This window comes from Streptomyces sp. NPDC005263 (assembly GCF_042872365.1).
Lineage (GTDB): Bacteria > Actinomycetota > Actinomycetes > Streptomycetales > Streptomycetaceae > Streptomyces.
This window is the reverse complement of the sequence record NZ_JBIAKJ010000003.1, coordinates 807,617-824,153: the sequence shown is the minus strand read 5'-3', so window position 1 is coordinate 824,153 and position 16,537 is coordinate 807,617. Positions and strand designations below refer to the sequence as shown.

Sequence of the window (16,537 nt, the reverse complement as noted above, 5' to 3'; positions counted from 1 at the left end):
CGCTGCGGCTCGGGCAGGTGGTCGAACCCATGCGGCGGACTTCCTCTCCTACGACGTCGGTGCCTGTGCTTCAGCACTTCTGTCCGCCACAACGCCAGGCCCGGCCCGCAACATTCCCGAGGCATTACTCCAGTGACGCGGCCCACGCGAGGACACCATCAGTGATGAGCCTCACTGCCTGCTCCTGAGTGATCTCCGCCCGCTTCGGCACCGCGAACCCGTGATCGCCGTGCGGAACCTCGACCAGTTCGTACGACCCCTCGGGGAACTCCGACGGCTTCCCGAACGGGTCGTTCCCCCCTTGTACTACGAGGGTGGGCACCCCGGCACCGAGCAGCTCCTCGGCGCGGGACTTCTCGGGCTTGCCCGGAGGGTGCAGCGGGAAGCTGAGGGCGAGCACGGCGTGTGCGCCCAGTTCGGTGGCGGTGCGGCAGGCGACGCGGGCCCCGGCGCTGCGTCCGCCGGAGATCACCGGCAGCCCTGACCCGGCGAGTGCGGGCCAGACACCCCGCCAGCCCACGTCCAGCGTCCTGGGCGCGGGCGCCAGCTTCTTCCCGGCCACCCGCCAGGGCTGTTCGACGAGGGCCACGGTCACGCCGTGCTCCGGGAGTGCCTGGGCGAGTGCCCGCAGGTCGCGTGCCTCGATGCCGCCTCCGGCGCCGTGGCTGACGGCCAGCACCAGCCGTGCCCCCTTCGCCCGGTGCCAGGTGATGCGGGCGGCACCGGCATCGGTGTCGATGATCTCTGTCACGTCGATCTCTGTCACGTCAGAAGAGTGTGCCTTCTTCGGGCCCCTCCAGCTCCTTCAGCAGCTCCGGTCCGTTGTTGCGGACGTTGCTGACCGCGGTGGTCACCGGGTACGCCCGCATCAGGCCCTCGGGCGGCGGTGCGAGCAGCGGGCGCAGGTCGTCGAGGTCCGTACGGGACGGGTCCAGCCACGCGTCCCAGCGGTCCGGGGTCAGCATCAGCGGCATCCGGGGGTGGATCTCGGCCAGCGAGTGCGGCCCCGACTCGGGCGCCACGGCGAGCGGGCTGGTCTCCGCCTCCGTGGTGATCACGGAGCAGGTCGCCCACCAGGCGCGCGGGTGGTCGTCGGGAAGTGTCCGGTCCCGCCAGAACTCGTACAGCCCGGCCATCGCGAACACGGACCCGTCGGCCGGGAGCACGAAGTAGGGCTGTTTGCGGGGCCGCTTCTTCTTCCCCTCGACCTCCAGGTCCCGCTCCTGCGCGCCGGTGACCCACTCGTAGTAGCCGTCGGCGGGGATGACGCAGCGCCGGGCGGCGAAGGCACGCCGGTACGACGGCTTCTCGTGGACGGTCTCCGCGCGCGCGTTGATCATCCTGGCCGCGCCCTCGGGGGTCTTGGACCAGCTCGGGACCAGCCCCCACTTCAGCTTCCGCAGCTGGCGAACCGGGCGCGGATCGTCCGCGTCCTTGAGAGGGCGGTCGAGGACCACGTAGACCTCTTTGGTCGGGGCCACGTTGTAGTCGGGTGCCAGGGTCTCCTCGGGCTCCCACTTCTCGACCTCAAAGGTTCCTGCGAGATCCTCAGGGCCACGACTCGCTGCATACCGTCCGCACATACGTGCCACACTGCCAGGCCCACCCGTCGCCCGACCACCACTCCCCGCCGATCGCGCCACGCGTCAGATCCTGTTGACCGACACCCACGGAGCCACCGCCGACCATGCACACCACCGCCTCCGAATCGCTCGCCTCCCTCTGGGACGAGATCTTCGGCAGCCAGCCCGACCCCGACCTGTGGGTGGTGCTCGCGACGCTGGCCGCCTCGCTCGCCGTGGTCGTCCCGCATCCGCTGTGGCGCATATCCCGCAACGCCATCACCATCGCGCACGAGGGCGGCCACGGCCTGATCGCGCTGCTCACGGGCCGCACCCTCACCGGCATACGGCTGCACTCGGACACCAGCGGGCTGACCGTCAGCCGCGGCAAGCCGCACGGCATCGGCATGATCCTCACGGCCGCCGCCGGCTACACCGCTCCCCCGCTGCTGGGCCTCGGCGGAGCCGCGCTGCTCGCCTCCGGCCACATCACGGCCCTGCTGTGGCTGGCGACCGCCCTGCTGGTCGCGATGCTCGTGATGATCCGCAACGCCTACGGCGCGCTCACCGTGGTCGTCACCGGCGGGACGTTCGTGGTGGTGTCCTGGCTGGCCGGTCCCCAGGTGCAGGCCGCGTTCGCGTACGCGGTGGTCTGGTTCCTGCTGATCGGCGGGGTGCGTCCGGCCTTCGAACTCCAGGCGAAGCGGGCACGCGGCGGCGCGGGCGACTCGGACGCGGACCAGTTGTCGCGGCTGACGCACGTACCGGCGGGGCTGTGGCTGTTTCTGTTCCACGCGGTTTCGCTGTGCGCGCTGATGGGTGGGGGGCGCTGGCTGCTGGAGGTGTGAGGCCCCGAGCGCGGCGCGTCGGCGGCACGGGACCGTGTCCGCGGGCGCCCTTCTCCCACGGGTGCGACCAGCCACAACGCTGCCGCACCCGCCCGACCGCCTCCTTATAGAGTGGCCCCATGGCCCCGAACCCCGCAGACACCGCCCTCTGGCCCGCCCCGCACGCGAGCGGCGCCGTCGACGCCACGGTCCACGTGCCCGGGTCCAAGTCGGTCACCAACCGGGCCCTGGTGCTTGCGGCCCTCGCCTCCGAACCGGGCTGGCTGCGCCGCCCCCTCCGCTCCCGCGACACCCTGCTGATGGCCGACGCGCTGCGCACCATGGGTGTCGGTATCGAGGAGGGCGTGGGCCCCGACGGCACCGGCGAGACCTGGCGGGTGCTCCCGGCGGGCCTGCGCGGCCCGGCCACGGTCGACGTCGGCAACGCCGGCACGGTGATGCGCTTCCTGCCGCCGGTCGCCGCGCTCGCCGACGGGCCCATCCGCTTCGACGGCGACCCGAGGTCGTACGAACGTCCCCTGCACGGCGTGATCGACGCGCTGCGAGTCCTCGGCGCCCGTATCGACGACGACGGCCGCGGCGCGCTGCCGCTGACGGTGCACGGCGGAGGCGCCCTGGACGGCGGCCCGGTGGAGATCGACGCGTCCTCGTCGTCCCAGTTCGTGAGCGCCCTCCTGCTGTCCGCCCCGCGCTTCAACCAGGGGGTGGAGGTCCGCCACACCGGATCCACGCTGCCCTCCATGCCGCACATCCGGATGACCGTGGACATGCTGCGCGCGGTCGGTGCCCAGGTGGACACCCCGGAGTCGGGCGGCGAGCCGAACGTCTGGCGGGTCACCCCGGGCGCCCTGCTCGGCCGTGACCTGACCATCGAGCCGGACCTCTCCAACGCCCAGCCGTTCCTGGCGGCGGCCCTGGTGACCGGCGGCAGGGTCGTGATCCCGGACTGGCCGGCCCGCACCACCCAGCCCGGTGACCGGCTGCGCGAGATCTTCACCGAGATGGGCGGTACCTGCGAACTGACCGAGTACGGTCTGGAGTTCACCGGATCGGGTGCGATCCACGGCATCGATGTCGACCTGGGCGAGGTCGGCGAGCTGACCCCGGGCGTCGCGGCGGTCGCGGCCCTCGCGGACTCGCCCTCCACGCTCCGGGGCGTGGCCCATCTGCGTCTGCACGAGACGGACCGGCTGGCCGCGCTGACCAAGGAGATCAACGAACTCGGCGGTGACGTCACCGAGACCGCCGACGGTCTGCACATCCGCCCGCGCCCCCTGCACGGCGGGACCTTCCACACGTACGAGGACCACCGCATGGCGACGGCCGGGGCGATCATCGGCCTGGTGGTCGAGGGGGTGCGGATCGAGAACGTGGCGACGACGGCGAAGACGCTGCCGGACTTCCCCGACCTGTGGACCGGGATGCTCAGGGCTTAGGGGCTTCGCATGCGCCGCTACGGCAAGCACACCGACGAGGACGACATCCGCTCCCGCCCCAACCGCAGGGGCAACCGGCCCCGGACGCACATCCGGCCCAAGCACGAGGACGCCGTCGAGGGCATGGTCCTCACCGTCGACCGCGGCCGGCTGACCTGCCTCGTCGACGGCCGGATCGTCATGGCGATGAAGGCCCGCGAACTGGGCCGCAAGGCCGCGGTGGTCGGCGACCGGGTCGCCATCATCGGTGACCTGACCGGCAAGAAGGACACCCTCGCGCGCATCGTCCGCATCGAGGAGCGCACCTCGGTCCTGCGGCGCACGGCCGACGACGACGATCCCTACGAGCGGGTGGTCGTCGCCAACGCCGACCAGCTGGCGATCGTCACGGCCCTGGCCGACCCGGAGCCCCGCCCGCGCCTCATCGACCGGTGCCTGGTGGCCGCGTTCGACGCCGGTCTGGAGCCGTTGCTGGTGATGACGAAGTCGGACCTGGCACCGCCCGACAAGCTCCTGGAGCTGTACGGCGACCTCGACATCCCCTTCGTCGTCACCAGCCGCGCCGAACTGGAGAACGGCGACGCGGTGCACCGGGTGCGCGAGGAACTCGACGGCAGGATCACGGCGTTCATCGGGCACTCGGGCGTGGGCAAGACGACTCTGGTGAACTCGCTGGTCCCGGAGGAACGCCGCCGTCTCACCGGCCATGTGAACGCGGTGACCGGACGCGGCCGCCACACCACCACCTCGGCGCTCGCGCTGCCGCTGGCGGGAGACGACGGCTGGGTGATCGACACCCCGGGCCTGCGGTCGTTCGGTCTGCACCACGTGGACCCGTCCCGGGTGATCAACGCCTTCCCCGATCTGCAGCCGGGCACCGAGGGCTGCCCGCGCGCCTGCAGTCACGACGAGCCGGACTGCGCGCTGGACCAGTGGGTGGCGGACGGCCACGCGGACCCGGCCCGCCTGTACTCCCTGCGCCGGCTGCTGTCCACGAGGGAACGCACGGAAGGCGACTGAACTCCGCGTTGTTTGTCTTCCCGTGGGTCTGGTAAGGGCATAATCGCGCACCGAACCGGATCAAAGCCCGACCAGAACCGCAAGGCAGTCACCGAGCGCTTCAACACGTGGACATACGAGAGGACAGCACATGGCGTGGCTGCTGGTCATCGTGGCCGGGTTCCTGGAGACCGGGTTCGCCGTCTGTCTGAAGCTCTCGCACGGCTTCACCAGGCTGTGGCCGACGATAGCGTTCTGCGCCTTCGCCCTCGGCAGCTTCGGTCTGCTGACCCTGGCCCTGCGGAAGCTCGACGTGGGGCCGGCGTACGCGGTGTGGACGGGCATCGGCGCGGCGGGCACGGCGATCTACGGGATGATATTCCTCGGTGACCTGGTGTCGACGCTGAAGATCGTCTCGATCAGCCTGGTGATCATCGGCGTGATCGGCCTGCAGTTGTCGGGGTCCGCGCACTGAGACCGGCGACCGCACCGGGCGGGCGGCCCTGAGACCGGCGCCCACCGACGACCGCCGCACCGAGTCCCCTCCTCCCGTCCGGGCGAGGCGCTACGGCGTCAACTGGCGTGGCAGCGCGCTCCGTACGAGATCCGCCAGTCCGCCCTCGCCGGGCGGCGCGGCCGCGCACGACAGCGCGATGCGGACGACGAGTTCGCAGGAGCGGGCCAGATCGGCGGACTGCGACGTGGGCGTGCCGGGCCCGGCGAGCACGGTGACGGCCCGGTCGCGGACGAGGGTCACGAAGTCACCGGGCGACGGGAGCGGGCCGTCAGCCCGGCGCTGCGCCGGTACGACCGAGGAGGACGGCACGGCCTTCAAGGGCGGGGAGGGCAGCCGCTCGCTCCAGCAGCCGGTGAGCATGGCCCGTACGAGCGCGTTCTCCTGGGCGGTGGAGGCCGTCCACTCGGCGGTCGCGGTCAGCCGCGCCAGCGCGTCGCCGTGTCCGGTCAGCGCCCGCTCGACTCCGGTGAGATAGCCGTCCGCCTCTCGCCGGACGAGCGCGCGGGCCAGGCCGTCCTTGCTGCCGAACTCGTTGTACAGGGTCTGCCGGGACACTCCGGCCGAGGCGGCCACGTCCACCATCCGCACCGCGGACCACGGCCGGCGCGTCAACGCCGTGTGAGCGGCATCCAGCAGGGTTTCCCGCGCTGCAGGCATCATCGCCTCCCGGGGCGATCGGCTCTGCGCCCAGATTTGACGCGCACAGAGTCACTGTCAAGGGTTCGCGGGGGCGCGCGGGGGCGCTCGGACGGCTCGCACTCGCTTCCGTACCGGGCGCCTCGTCCACGACAGCCCCCTGTAGCCCGTACCCACCTCGGCAGATACCGTTCCCTACATGCCCGATTACCACGACGACCTCCGCCTCGCCCACGTCCTCGCGGACGCGGCGGACGCGGCCACCATGGACCGCTTCAAGGCGCTCGACCTCAAGGTCGAGACGAAGCCGGACATGACCCCGGTCAGCGAAGCGGACAAGTCCGCGGAGGAACTCATCCGAGGCCACCTCTCACGCGCCCGGCCCCGCGACGCGGTCCTCGGCGAGGAGTACGGCATCGAGGGCACGGGCCCCCGCCGCTGGGTCATCGATCCGATCGACGGCACGAAGAACTACGTACGGGGAGTGCCCGTATGGGCCACCCTCATCTCCCTGATGGAGGCGGCGGAGGGCGGTTACCAGCCCGTCGTCGGCGTGGTCTCCGCTCCCGCCCTCGGCCGCCGCTGGTGGGCCGCGAAGGGACACGGCGCCTTCACCGGCCGCAGCCTCACCGCCGCCTCCCGGCTGCGCGTCTCCCGTGTCTCGAACCTCTCCGACGCCTCCTTCGCGTACTCCTCGCTCACCGGCTGGGAGGACCAGGGCCGCCTCGGCGGCTTCCTGGACCTGACCCGTGCGGTGTGGCGCACCCGCGCGTACGGCGACTTCTGGCCCTACATGATGGTCGCCGAGGGCTCGGTGGACCTCTGCGCCGAACCGGAGCTCTCGCTCTGGGACATGGCCGCGAACGCGATCATCGTGACGGAGGCGGGCGGCACCTTCACCGGTCTCGACGGCCGCCCGGGCCCGCACAGCGGCAACGCGGCGGCCTCCAACGGGCTGTTGCACGACGAGTTCCTGGGTTATCTCAACGAGCGCTACTGACCGGCGACAGGCACGGCCGGGGCGAGAAAGCCACCGGCGCCGACGGCGGGCGCGGATGAGCGCGCACGCCCCCAACCGGCCGCGCGCGCCCTCTTGTTGACCTCCGCTTTACCTGTCACTCTGAGAGCACCCTCATTTGTGAACTTGTGAACTGCCGAACGAACTCGGCGGTCCCAGGAGGTGACTCCGAACCCATGCTGGTCCGCGACGCCATGAGCACGGTGGTTCTCACCATCGGCCCCGCCCACACCCTCCGCAGAGCGGCAACCCTGATGTCCGCGCGCCGCGTCGGCGCCGCGATCGTCCTCGATCCCGACGCCGGCGGCATCGGCATCCTGACCGAACGCGACATCCTCAACTCCGTGGGGCTCGGTCAGAGCCCGGACACGGAGCACGTCCACTCCCACACCACCACCGACGTCGTCTTCGCCGCCCCGGCCTGGACCCTGGAGGAGGCGGCCGGCGCCATGGCGCACGGCGGCTTCCGTCACCTGATCGTGCTCGACCGCGACGAGCCGGTCGGCATCGTCTCGGTGCGCGACATCATCCGCTGCTGGGCCCCGGCCCGGCAGCCCGCACCGGCCTGACCACGCGTGCGGGCCGGCCCTTCCCTCCCGGCGGGGTCGGCCCGCACGCTCACACCAAGCGATCCATTATCGATCTTGTTATAGATAGCGTCTAAGTCAATCTTTGTTCCAAAGTCACACCCATTCGGAACCTGGTCCACCTTGCTGTTAGGCTGTTCGGTATGAGTGACCTTCTGGAACGGCTGCGCGGACGCGGATGGCGGATGACCGCGCAGCGACGCGTCGTGGCCGAGGTCCTCGACGGCGAACACGTCCACCTGACGGCCGACGAGGTCCACGCCAGGGCCGTCGTCAAGCTGCCCGAGATCTCCCGGGCGACCGTCTACAACACGCTGGGCGAGCTGGTCACCCTGGGCGAGGTGCTCGAGGTCGCCACCGACAAGCGCGCCAAGCGGTACGACCCGAACGCGCACCAGCCGCACCACCACCTGGTCTGCGCCCAGTGCGGCGCCATCCGGGACGTCCACCCCACCGGAAACCCGCTGGCCGAACTCCCGGACACGGAGCGCTTCGGCTTCGCGGTCTCCGCCGTCGAGGTGACGTACCGCGGCGTGTGCCCGAACTGCGCGGCGGCCTGACCCTCCCCGGCGACCCAGCCCTCCCTTCTCACAAGCCCCGGCACCCATGGATGCCGGGGCTTTGAGCTGCGTACCCCTTCAGCACCCTTCCCGTATCTGACGGGTCGTCATATCGTCGTGCGGCACGCCCACCCCCGTACCGAACTCCGCGAGGAGCCATCGTGGGAGATCCGCACCCAAAACTCCACGCCACCGAACTGACCCGCGTCTTCGGCCGGACACCCCACGCCGTCGAGGCCCTGGGCCCCGTCGACGTCACCGTTGCCCCTGGCGAGTTCGTCTGCCTGGTCGGCCCCTCCGGCTGCGGCAAGTCCACGCTCCTGCGCATCGCCGCGGGCCTGCTCCGTCCGAGCACGGGCCGCCTGGAGATCCGCACGTCCAGCGCCCGCCCGGCCGCCATGATCTTCCAGGACTACGGCATCTACGACTGGAAGACGGTCCGGGCGAACGTCCGCTTCGGCCTCGACATCCAGCGCGTCCCGCGCCGCGCGGCGAACGCGCGCGCCGACGAGTGGCTGACCCGCATGGGCCTCGCCGACTTCGCGCACGCCTACCCGGCGGCCCTCTCCGGCGGCATGCGTCAGCGCGTGGCGATCGCCCGCGCGCTCGCCGTCGAACCCGAACTCCTCCTCATGGACGAGCCCTTCGCCGCCCTCGACGCCCAACTGCGCATGGTCCTCCAGGAGGAGCTGCTGGAGCTCACCCAGACCACGCGCACCACCACCCTCTTCGTGACCCACAGCCTGGAGGAGGCGATCGTCCTCGGCGACCGTGTCCTGGTGATGTCCGCCCGCCCGGGCCGGATCATCGCCGAGCACCGTCCGCCCTTCCCGCGTCCACGCACCGGCGACATCCGCTCCACTGCCCGGTTCACAGCCCTCAGGAGCGAGCTGTGGGGCCTGCTCCGGAAGGAGGCGGTGCCGGCATGACGACGATCACTCCGCGCCGGGACTCGCTCGTCGTCCGCCGCCCCGGCCCCCCGGAACTCGACCCCGTACGCGCCCACCGCCGCCGCCGCGCCCTGGAACTGTCACTCGCGGTGGCCGTCCCGCTCCTCCTGGTCCTCCTGTGGCAACTGGCGGCCACCAGGGCCTGGATCGACGACCGCGTCTACCCGGCCCCGTCCACGATCCTCGCCGACGGCTGGGACCGGGCGGCAGCCGGTGACCTGTGGCCGGATGTGTGGGCCACGCTGAAGCGCGTCCTGGCGGGTTACGCGATCGGAACGGGGGCGGGCTACGCGCTCGGTCTGCTGATGGGGTCCCTCCCGCTGGTCCGAGCCGCCCTCGAACCCCTCCTGGACGCGCTGTACGTCGTACCGAAACTCGCCCTGCTCCCGGTCTTCCTGAACATGTTCGGCCTGGGCGAGGGCCCCCAGGTGGCCCTGGTGGCGGCGACGGTCTTCTTCTTCGTGTGGATATCGACGATGTCGGCGGTGATCGCGGTCCCGGCCGGCCACCGCGACGCGGGCCGGGTCTTCGGTGCCTCGCCCTGGCAGATGTTCCGCCACGTGCTGCTGCCGGCGTCGTTGCCGCAGGTCCTCGTGGGCGCCCGGATAGCGGCCGGGGTGGCGGTCCTGGTGATCGTCGCCTCGGAGCAGATCGCCGCGACGAACGGTCTGGGCCACCTGATCTTCGACTCCCGCGCACTGTTCCAGAACGACGTGATGTTCGTCGGCATCGTCTGCGTGGCCGCGCTGGGTGTGCTCTTCTCCGAACTGATCCGGCTGGTGGGCAGGTTGCTCACCCCATGGGCACCGAGGGACCGCGGACGGGGGCAGTCATGAGGGGAACCGTGAGACGGCACCTGAGGGGACACGCGTACGGTGCCGTGGTCGCCGTCGGCGTCCTGCTGGCGTCCTCGGCCTGCTCCTCGCCCTCGGCCGACCGCACGCAGCCGAAGGCGGACCTGGCGACCCGCACGGTCCGCCCGGTGGACGGCTGCGGCGACACGTCCTGGACGGACCCGGCGGACCGCTCACCGACCCGCGCGCCGGCCCGTTGCCGCCCCGGCGCCCCCGCCCCACGACCACTCTCCGAGTCCCGGAAGCTGACGATCGCGACGGGGACCTTGAGCGCCGAGTATGTGGCCCCGCTCCAAGTCGCCCTCGACAAAGGCGAGTTCAAGAAGGAAGGCCTGGACGTCACGCTGAAGGTCCTGCCCACGCCGGACGCGCTCCCGCTGCTGGCCAAGGGGGACGTCGACGCGCTGTGGGCGGCCCCGGAGGCGGCGGTCATGAACGGCGTCCGGGGCGGCTTCGACATCAGGTGGGTGGCGGGGAACTTCTCCCCCGATCCGAAGTCCAGGAGCGGCCTGTGGGTGCGCCTGAGGGACGGGGAGAGCCCGGACCGGGTCGCGATGGCGGGGCGCCGCATGGGCACGATGATCGGCAAGGGTTCGGTGATCGCCTACCCGATGGAGAAGGCGCTGAAGGCCCACGGCGGCGGCCTCGACCGCATCCGGTACCAACAACTGGGCTCGGCCGACGTCCTCACGGCCCTGCAGAACGGAGGCGTCGACTCGGCCTGGCTCCTCGACCCGGTCTGGCGCCGTGTCGACGGCGAACCGGGCTATGCCTTCCTCGGTGGCCAGCCGCCGGGTGAGCCCCTGGGCGGCATGCTGTACGGCCCCAGCTTGCTGAGCGACGACGTGGACGCCGGGGTGGCCCTGCTCCGCGCGTACATCCGCACGATCAACACGTACTTCGCGGCGGACTACAAGAAGGACGAGACCTTCGTCACCTACCTGGCACGGCTCCTGAAAACAGACGCGGCGATCCTCCGCTCCACCCCGCCCCTGCGGATGGACTGGGAGATCCGCACCGGCACCACCGACCGTCTCCAGTCGGCCTATCGCGCCCAGGGCGTCACGGAGGGCGACGCGCTCCCCGAGTCGAAGACCGTGACCAGGGCTCTCTACGAGGAGGCAGTGGGCCACCGGCCCTGAACACGAACCGAGGGCCGGAACCCTTTCGGATTCCGGCCCTCGGCCTTCAGTAGCGGGGACAGGATTTGAACCTGCGACCTCTGGGTTATGAGCCCAGCGAGCTACCGAGCTGCTCCACCCCGCGTCGATGAATGGAACACTACGTCAACGACACAGCCAGAGGCAAATCCATTAACCGCCGCGTATCAACGCAGGTCAGCCGCCCCCGCCGAAAGCCACGACAGCACCGGCCGAGCCGACCCCCGCCGCAGCTCGACGCCTGTCACGCCGACAGCTCCTGCCGCAACGCGTCCCGCAGCCGGGCCGCCCGCTCCGCAACCTCCACCGGCCCGAGCGACACCGCACGATCGGCCCATCGCTGCCCCTCCGCCAGCTCCCCCCGACGCGCGTAGACCAGCGCAAGCCGCAACGCGGCCCGCCCATGCCCGGCGTCAGCCGCCCGGGTCCACCACACCGCGGCCTCCGGCTCACTCCCCTCCCGGGCGAGCAGCAGCCCCAGATTGAACGCCCCGTTCCGGGACCCCGCCTCGGCCGCCTCCCGGTACCACCGGGCCGCCTCGACCACGTCCCCCCGAGCCGCCGCCAGCATTCCGACCCGCACCTGCGCCCGTCGATGCCCCTGCGACGCCGCCCGCTCGTACCACTCCTCGCATTCGCTCTTCTCGTGCACCGACTCACCCAGCTCGTGCGCGGGCTCCGGCGGCCGTCGCGCGTCCAGCACCGTGGCCAGCCGATACGCGGCCTCCGCACTCCCGCACCCCGCCGCACACCGCAGATGCCGCTCGGCCTCCTGCTCGTCGCCGTCCCGCAGCCGCGCTATCCCGACCTGCAACGCCGCCTCGGTGTGCCCGGCCGCCGCCGCCCGCTCGTACCACCGCAGCGCGACCGTCTCCTCGCCCCGCCCGGCGAACAGGATCCCCAGGTTGAACGCGGCGTCCACGCTTCCCGCCTCGGCCGCCTTGGAGAACCACGGCTCCGCCCCGGCGGTGTCCCCGACCTGCAGCAGGAGGATCGCCAGCGCGTTGGCCGCCTCCCGGTGCCCGGCGTACGCGGCCCGCCGGTACCACTGCTCGGCCTGCGCGGTCCGTCCCTGCTCGGCGCAGAGCAGCCCGAGGTTGTACGCCCCGTTGTCGTCCCCGGCGTCCATCGCGGCCCGGTACCACCGCTCGGCGGTCTGCGGCTCGCCCCGCTCGGCGTGCAGCGCGCCCAGCGCGTTCGCCGCGTTCCCGTCGCCGTCCTGCGCGGCCCGCAGCCACCACACGGCGGCGCTCTCGGTGTCGCCGGCGTCGCGCAGCAGGAACCCGAGCGCACAGGCGGCCCGCGCCTCACCGTCCTTGGCCGCCGTCAGGTACCAGCGCCCGGCCTCCTTGAGCTCACCGCGCTTCTCCAGGATCGCCCCGAGGTGCAGTGCGGCCCGCCGGTGTCCGCGCGCGGCGGCCTGCCGGTACCACTGCTCGGTCTCCTCGGTCGCGACGACGCCGTCGTCGGCCCCCGTGCCTCCCTCGGGCGCGGCCTTGCGGTCGAGGGCGCGAGCCAGCCGGTACGCCGCTTCCCGGTGCCCCCGCTCGGCCGCCGCCCGCATCCACCGCTCGGCCCCGGCCTCCCCGCGGTGCTCCAGCAGATCGGCGAGGGCGTACGCGCCGAGCGCGTGGCCCTGTTCGGCGGCCTGGCGCAGCCAGTACTCCGCGGCGGGCTCGTCGCCCCGCTCGCGGTGGTGCCGGCCCAGCGCGTGCGCGGCCGCCGCGGACCCGGCGACGGCGGCGATCCGCCACCACCCCGCGGCCTCGTCGGCGTATCCGCGCTGGTGGAGAAGGACACCCAGGTTGTTGGCGGCGGCCCGGTCACCGGCCGCGGTGGCCGCACGCAGATGGGGTTCGGCCCCGTCGAGATCACCGCGGCGCAGCAGCATGGCGCCGAGGACGCTCATCGCCTCGACGTCGCCCGATTCCGCGGCCAGCCGCTGACGGACCTCCTCGGCGGCATCCTCAGCCACCTCCCCGACCTCTTCCGGCCCGGAAGGATGCACAAAACGCCCTGTCTCGAACAGAGTTGCCTTGTCCCCCATAACGTCCATCGTCGCACCACCTGCAACCTGGGTACACCTGGTATACCGCAGCCATTGAGGTCACTACAGCGTTTTGTCGACTTGCCCACAGAGAGACAAGTCAAACACAGATCCCCCAACTCGCCTCCACAGCATGGCCGTGCCCCTTCCCGGCACATGCGTTCGCACACGACGAAGGCCCGGATCCTTTTGGATCCGGGCCTTCGTCGGCGTACGACTCGCGTCGCCGACGTCAGTAGCGGGGACAGGATTTGAACCTGCGACCTCTGGGTTATGAGCCCAGCGAGCTACCGAGCTGCTCCACCCCGCGCCGTTGTTCTGCAACCGTATCACGGCGCGGGGTGGGCTTGATCAGCCGCTGGGACTGCTGCTCGGACTCGGGCTGCTCTTGGGTTTGCTGCCACTGGGACTGCTGCTCGGACTCGGGCTGCTGCTGGGCTTGTTGCCGCTGCCCTTGCCCTTGCCGGCCGCCGCCTGCGCGTCCTCGGCCCGCTTCAGCGCGGCCTCGAGGTCCTTCTGCGCCTTGCCGTACGCCTCCCAGTCGATCGGCTGCTTGTTCAGCGCCTCCTGACCGGCGTCGAAGGCCTTCTGGGCGTCGTTCAACGCCGCCTGGACCGTGGGGTTGGTGGATGACGGTGGCGGGTTCGAGGTGTCACCCGTGTCCGGTGGTGGCTCGGTGGCCGAACCGTCCGCTCCGAAGATCTTGTTGAGAGCCTGGCCCAGGGTGTCCTCGAAGGCGGTGTTGCCTCCGTAGGTCACCAACACCTTCCGCAGCAGCGGGTACTTCAGACCGCCACCGCGCACGTAGACCGGTTCCACGTACAGGAGTTCGCCGTCGAGGGGCACCGCGAGCAGGTTGCCGTACTCCACGGTGGAGTCACCGCGGTTGAGCAGGCTGATGGTCTCGGCGATGTCCTGTTCGGAGTTGAACTGGCTCTGCACCTGTTTGGGCCCGTTGACGGTGGTGTTCGTCGGCAGCTTCAGGATTCTGATCTTGCCGTAGTCGCCGGTGCCCGCCTCCGCGTCGACCGTCATGAACGCACTGAGGTTGTCCCGGCCGTTGGGCGTGAACGTCGTCGTCAGCGAGAACACCTGCGACGACTGGTCGGGCATCTTCATGCTCAGGTAGTAAGGCGGCACCGCGTTGCCCGACTTGTTGGTCGGGTCGTCCGGCACCTGCCACACCTCGCTGCCGCTGAGGAAGGTCTGCGCGTCCTCGACGTGGTAGCGGCTGAGCAGCTCGCGCTGGACCTTGAACAGGTCCTGCGGGTACCGCAGATGCGCCATCAGCGCGTCGGAGATGTCCTTCTTGGGCTCCACCGTGTTCGGGAACGCCTTCATCCAGGTCTTCAGGACCGGGTCCTTGGTGTCCCACTGGTAGAGCTTGACCTCGCCGGTGTACGCGTCGACGGTCGCCTTCACCGAGTTGCGGATGTAGTTGACCTGGTTCTGCTGGGCCACCACCGCACGCGAGTTGTTGGTCGCGGTCAGCGAGTCGGCCGTCGTGTCGCCCAGGGTCGTACGGGAGGCGTACGGATAGCCGTTGGTGGTCGTGTACGCGTCCACGATCCACTGGATCTTGCCGCCGACGACCGCCGGATAGGCGTCCCCGTCGATGGTCAGCCACGGGGCGACCGCCTCGACGCGCTCCTTCGGGGTGCGGTTGTACAGGATCCGCGAACCCTTGCCGATGGCACCCGAGTAGAGGATCTGCGGTTCGTTGAACGCCACCGCGTACGCGGCGCGGTTGATCGGGTTGGAGAGGTTGACCCCGCTCTTGCCCGTGTAGCTGAAGGTCTTCTCGCCGGTGTCGTCGGAGTAGTCGATCTCCTTCTGGGGACCGCCGACGATCGAGTACGAGTTGGTCTTCTCGCCGTAGTAGATCCGCTGCTGGTACTTCCCCAGATCGCCCTTGGACGGCAGGTCGTACTCGGTGAAGACCGGACGGCCCTGCGAGTCGGCCTCGGTGCCCTTCGCGGCGACCGCGCCGTACCCGTGGGTGTAACGGAAGTGGTCGTTGATCCAGTTGTTCTTCGGAATGCCGTTGAGGTTCAGCTCGCGCAGTCCGATGACCGTGTCCTGGTCCCCGGCGCCCTTGCCGTCCTTGCTGTAGCGGTCGACGTCCAGATTGGTGGGAAACGCGTAGTAGTTCCGCATCTGCTGGAGCTGCTGGAACGTCGGCGAGACGATGTTCGGGTCCATGATGCGGATGCTGGCCGCGTCGGCGGCGTCGTCACGCAGCTTCGCCTTGTCCGTGGTGCTGGACTTGCCCTCGTACTCGCTGACCTTGGCGTCGTCGATGCCGTACGCGTCACGTGTCGCCTTGAGGTTCTTCTCGACGTACGGCGCTTCCTTGGCCTGCTCGTTCGGCTGGACCTGGAACTTCTGGACGATCGCCGGGTACAGCCCGCCGATGAGGATCGCCGAGAGCACCATCAGGCCGAAGCCGATGACGGGCAGCTGCCAGGTGCGCCGCCACAGGGTGGCGAAGAACAGCAGCGCGCAGATGACGGCGATGCAGAACAGGATCGTCTTGGCCGGCAGGTAGGCGTTGGCGTCGACGTACCTGAGGCCCGTCCAGTTGTCGGTGGCCTTGAAATCGCTGGACTTCACCGCCAGGCCGTACCGGTCGAGCCAGTACGCGACCGCCTTCAGGGCGACGAAGACGCCCAGCAGCACCGACAGGTGTCCGGTCGCGGCGGCCGTCGCACGCGCGCCCGGAGAGGTGACCCTGAGCCCGCCGTACAGGTAGTGGGTGAGCGCGGCGGCGATCACGGAGAGGATCGCGGCGGCGAATCCGAAGCCCAGCAGGAACCGGTACCAGGGCAGGTCGAAGGCGTAGAAGGAGACGTCGAGGTGGAACTGCGGGTCCTTCTGGTGGAAGGGCACGCCGTTGACCCACATCAGCCAGGTCCGCCACTGGCCGGAGGCGGAGGCACCCGCGATCAGGCCCACCAGCGAGGTGATTCCGAGCAGCAGCCACTTCTTGTACGGCGCGATGCCCATCCGGTAGCGGTCGAGGCTCTGCTGCTCCATCGACATGGCGCTCAGCGGCGGACGCATCCGGTGCGCCAGCCAGATGTTGAAGCCGACCGCGAGGGCCATCAGCAGGCCGAAGACGAAGAACAGCCCGATCTTGGTCCACAGGGTCGTCGTGAACACGGACGAGTAGTTCACCGACCGGTACCAGAGCCAGTCCGTCCAGAACCCCGCGAACATGGTGAACGCCATGCCGAGGACGGCTAGGACGCCCAGCGTCATGAGCAGGGTCCGGACTCGCCGGGACGGGCGGCCCACTCTGATCCGCGGCCCCGTCGGGCCTCCGCCGCGGTCCGGCATCTGGAAAGCCAAGGTGCGCACCTC

General features: G+C 70.6%; 15 protein-coding genes and 2 tRNA genes. 10 read left to right on the top strand and 7 right to left on the bottom strand.

Annotated elements, in window-relative coordinates:
* Positions 1-124: 124 nt before the first annotated feature.
* Both ACFYRY_RS17425 and ACFYRY_RS17420 read right to left on the bottom strand, forming a co-directional pair.
* On the bottom strand, positions 125-751 hold the full coding sequence (locus ACFYRY_RS17425) for an alpha/beta family hydrolase (RefSeq protein WP_389146302.1): 627 nt from the start codon (positions 749-751) through the stop codon (positions 125-127).
* A 16-nt stretch (positions 752-767) separates the two neighbouring features.
* Positions 768-1,583, bottom strand: a complete 816-nt coding sequence (locus tag ACFYRY_RS17420; protein ID WP_389145618.1) for an SOS response-associated peptidase — start codon at positions 1,581-1,583, stop codon at positions 768-770.
* 104 nt (positions 1,584-1,687) lie between these two features.
* On the opposite strand from ACFYRY_RS17420, the gene ACFYRY_RS17415 reads away from it, so the two are divergent.
* From ACFYRY_RS17415 to ACFYRY_RS17400, 4 genes are all read left to right on the top strand, one after another.
* The gene (locus tag ACFYRY_RS17415; protein ID WP_389145615.1) at positions 1,688-2,410 is read left to right on the top strand and encodes a M50 family metallopeptidase; all 723 of its coding nucleotides are present in this window, start codon (positions 1,688-1,690) and stop codon (positions 2,408-2,410) included.
* Between the two features lie 119 nt (positions 2,411-2,529).
* Positions 2,530-3,846 (top strand): 3-phosphoshikimate 1-carboxyvinyltransferase, encoded by a 1,317-nt coding sequence (gene aroA / locus ACFYRY_RS17410; RefSeq protein WP_389145612.1) that lies wholly within the window; start codon positions 2,530-2,532, stop codon positions 3,844-3,846.
* A gap of 9 nt (positions 3,847-3,855) precedes the next feature.
* A complete protein-coding gene (rsgA, locus tag ACFYRY_RS17405; protein WP_389145610.1) occupies positions 3,856-4,866 on the top strand; it encodes a ribosome small subunit-dependent GTPase A in 1,011 nt (336 codons plus the stop codon).
* A 130-nt stretch (positions 4,867-4,996) separates the two neighbouring features.
* Positions 4,997-5,320 (top strand): multidrug efflux SMR transporter, encoded by a 324-nt coding sequence (locus tag ACFYRY_RS17400; protein ID WP_356763538.1) that lies wholly within the window; start codon positions 4,997-4,999, stop codon positions 5,318-5,320.
* Between the two features lie 90 nt (positions 5,321-5,410).
* On the opposite strand, the gene ACFYRY_RS17395 is transcribed toward ACFYRY_RS17400, so the two are convergent.
* Positions 5,411-6,022, bottom strand: a complete 612-nt coding sequence (locus ACFYRY_RS17395) for a TetR/AcrR family transcriptional regulator (protein ID WP_389145607.1) — start codon at positions 6,020-6,022, stop codon at positions 5,411-5,413.
* Between the two features lie 175 nt (positions 6,023-6,197).
* On the opposite strand from ACFYRY_RS17395, the gene hisN reads away from it, so the two are divergent.
* From hisN to ACFYRY_RS17365, 6 genes are all read left to right on the top strand, one after another.
* Positions 6,198-6,998 (top strand): histidinol-phosphatase, encoded by an 801-nt coding sequence (gene hisN / locus ACFYRY_RS17390; protein ID WP_389145604.1) that lies wholly within the window; start codon positions 6,198-6,200, stop codon positions 6,996-6,998.
* 194 nt (positions 6,999-7,192) lie between these two features.
* The gene (locus ACFYRY_RS17385; protein WP_389145602.1) at positions 7,193-7,585 is read left to right on the top strand and encodes a cyclic nucleotide-binding/CBS domain-containing protein; all 393 of its coding nucleotides are present in this window, start codon (positions 7,193-7,195) and stop codon (positions 7,583-7,585) included.
* A gap of 161 nt (positions 7,586-7,746) precedes the next feature.
* Complete coding sequence (locus tag ACFYRY_RS17380; RefSeq protein WP_389145599.1) at positions 7,747-8,163, top strand: Fur family transcriptional regulator; 417 nt, start codon at positions 7,747-7,749, stop codon at positions 8,161-8,163.
* A 161-nt stretch (positions 8,164-8,324) separates the two neighbouring features.
* Positions 8,325-9,092, top strand: coding sequence for an ABC transporter ATP-binding protein (locus ACFYRY_RS17375; protein WP_389145596.1), 768 nt, complete (start codon positions 8,325-8,327; stop codon positions 9,090-9,092).
* A complete protein-coding gene (locus ACFYRY_RS17370) occupies positions 9,089-9,949 on the top strand; it encodes an ABC transporter permease (RefSeq protein WP_389145594.1) in 861 nt (286 codons plus the stop codon). Before ACFYRY_RS17375 ends, ACFYRY_RS17370 begins: the two co-directional genes overlap by 4 nt.
* Before the next feature lie 8 nt (positions 9,950-9,957).
* Positions 9,958-11,109, top strand: a complete 1,152-nt coding sequence (locus ACFYRY_RS17365; protein WP_389145591.1) for an ABC transporter substrate-binding protein — start codon at positions 9,958-9,960, stop codon at positions 11,107-11,109.
* 50 nt (positions 11,110-11,159) lie between these two features.
* Here the strand turns inward: ACFYRY_RS17365 and ACFYRY_RS17360 are convergent.
* The 4 genes from ACFYRY_RS17360 to ACFYRY_RS17345 form a co-directional block, all read right to left on the bottom strand.
* A tRNA-Met gene (locus ACFYRY_RS17360) sits at positions 11,160-11,233 on the bottom strand.
* A gap of 138 nt (positions 11,234-11,371) precedes the next feature.
* On the bottom strand, positions 11,372-13,183 hold the full coding sequence (locus ACFYRY_RS17355; RefSeq protein ID WP_389145588.1) for a tetratricopeptide repeat protein: 1,812 nt from the start codon (positions 13,181-13,183) through the stop codon (positions 11,372-11,374).
* A 227-nt stretch (positions 13,184-13,410) separates the two neighbouring features.
* A tRNA-Met gene (locus ACFYRY_RS17350) sits at positions 13,411-13,484 on the bottom strand.
* Between the two features lie 41 nt (positions 13,485-13,525).
* Positions 13,526-16,513 (bottom strand): UPF0182 family protein, encoded by a 2,988-nt coding sequence (locus tag ACFYRY_RS17345; RefSeq protein ID WP_389146300.1) that lies wholly within the window; start codon positions 16,511-16,513, stop codon positions 13,526-13,528.
* Between the last annotated feature and the right edge of the window lie 24 nt (positions 16,514-16,537).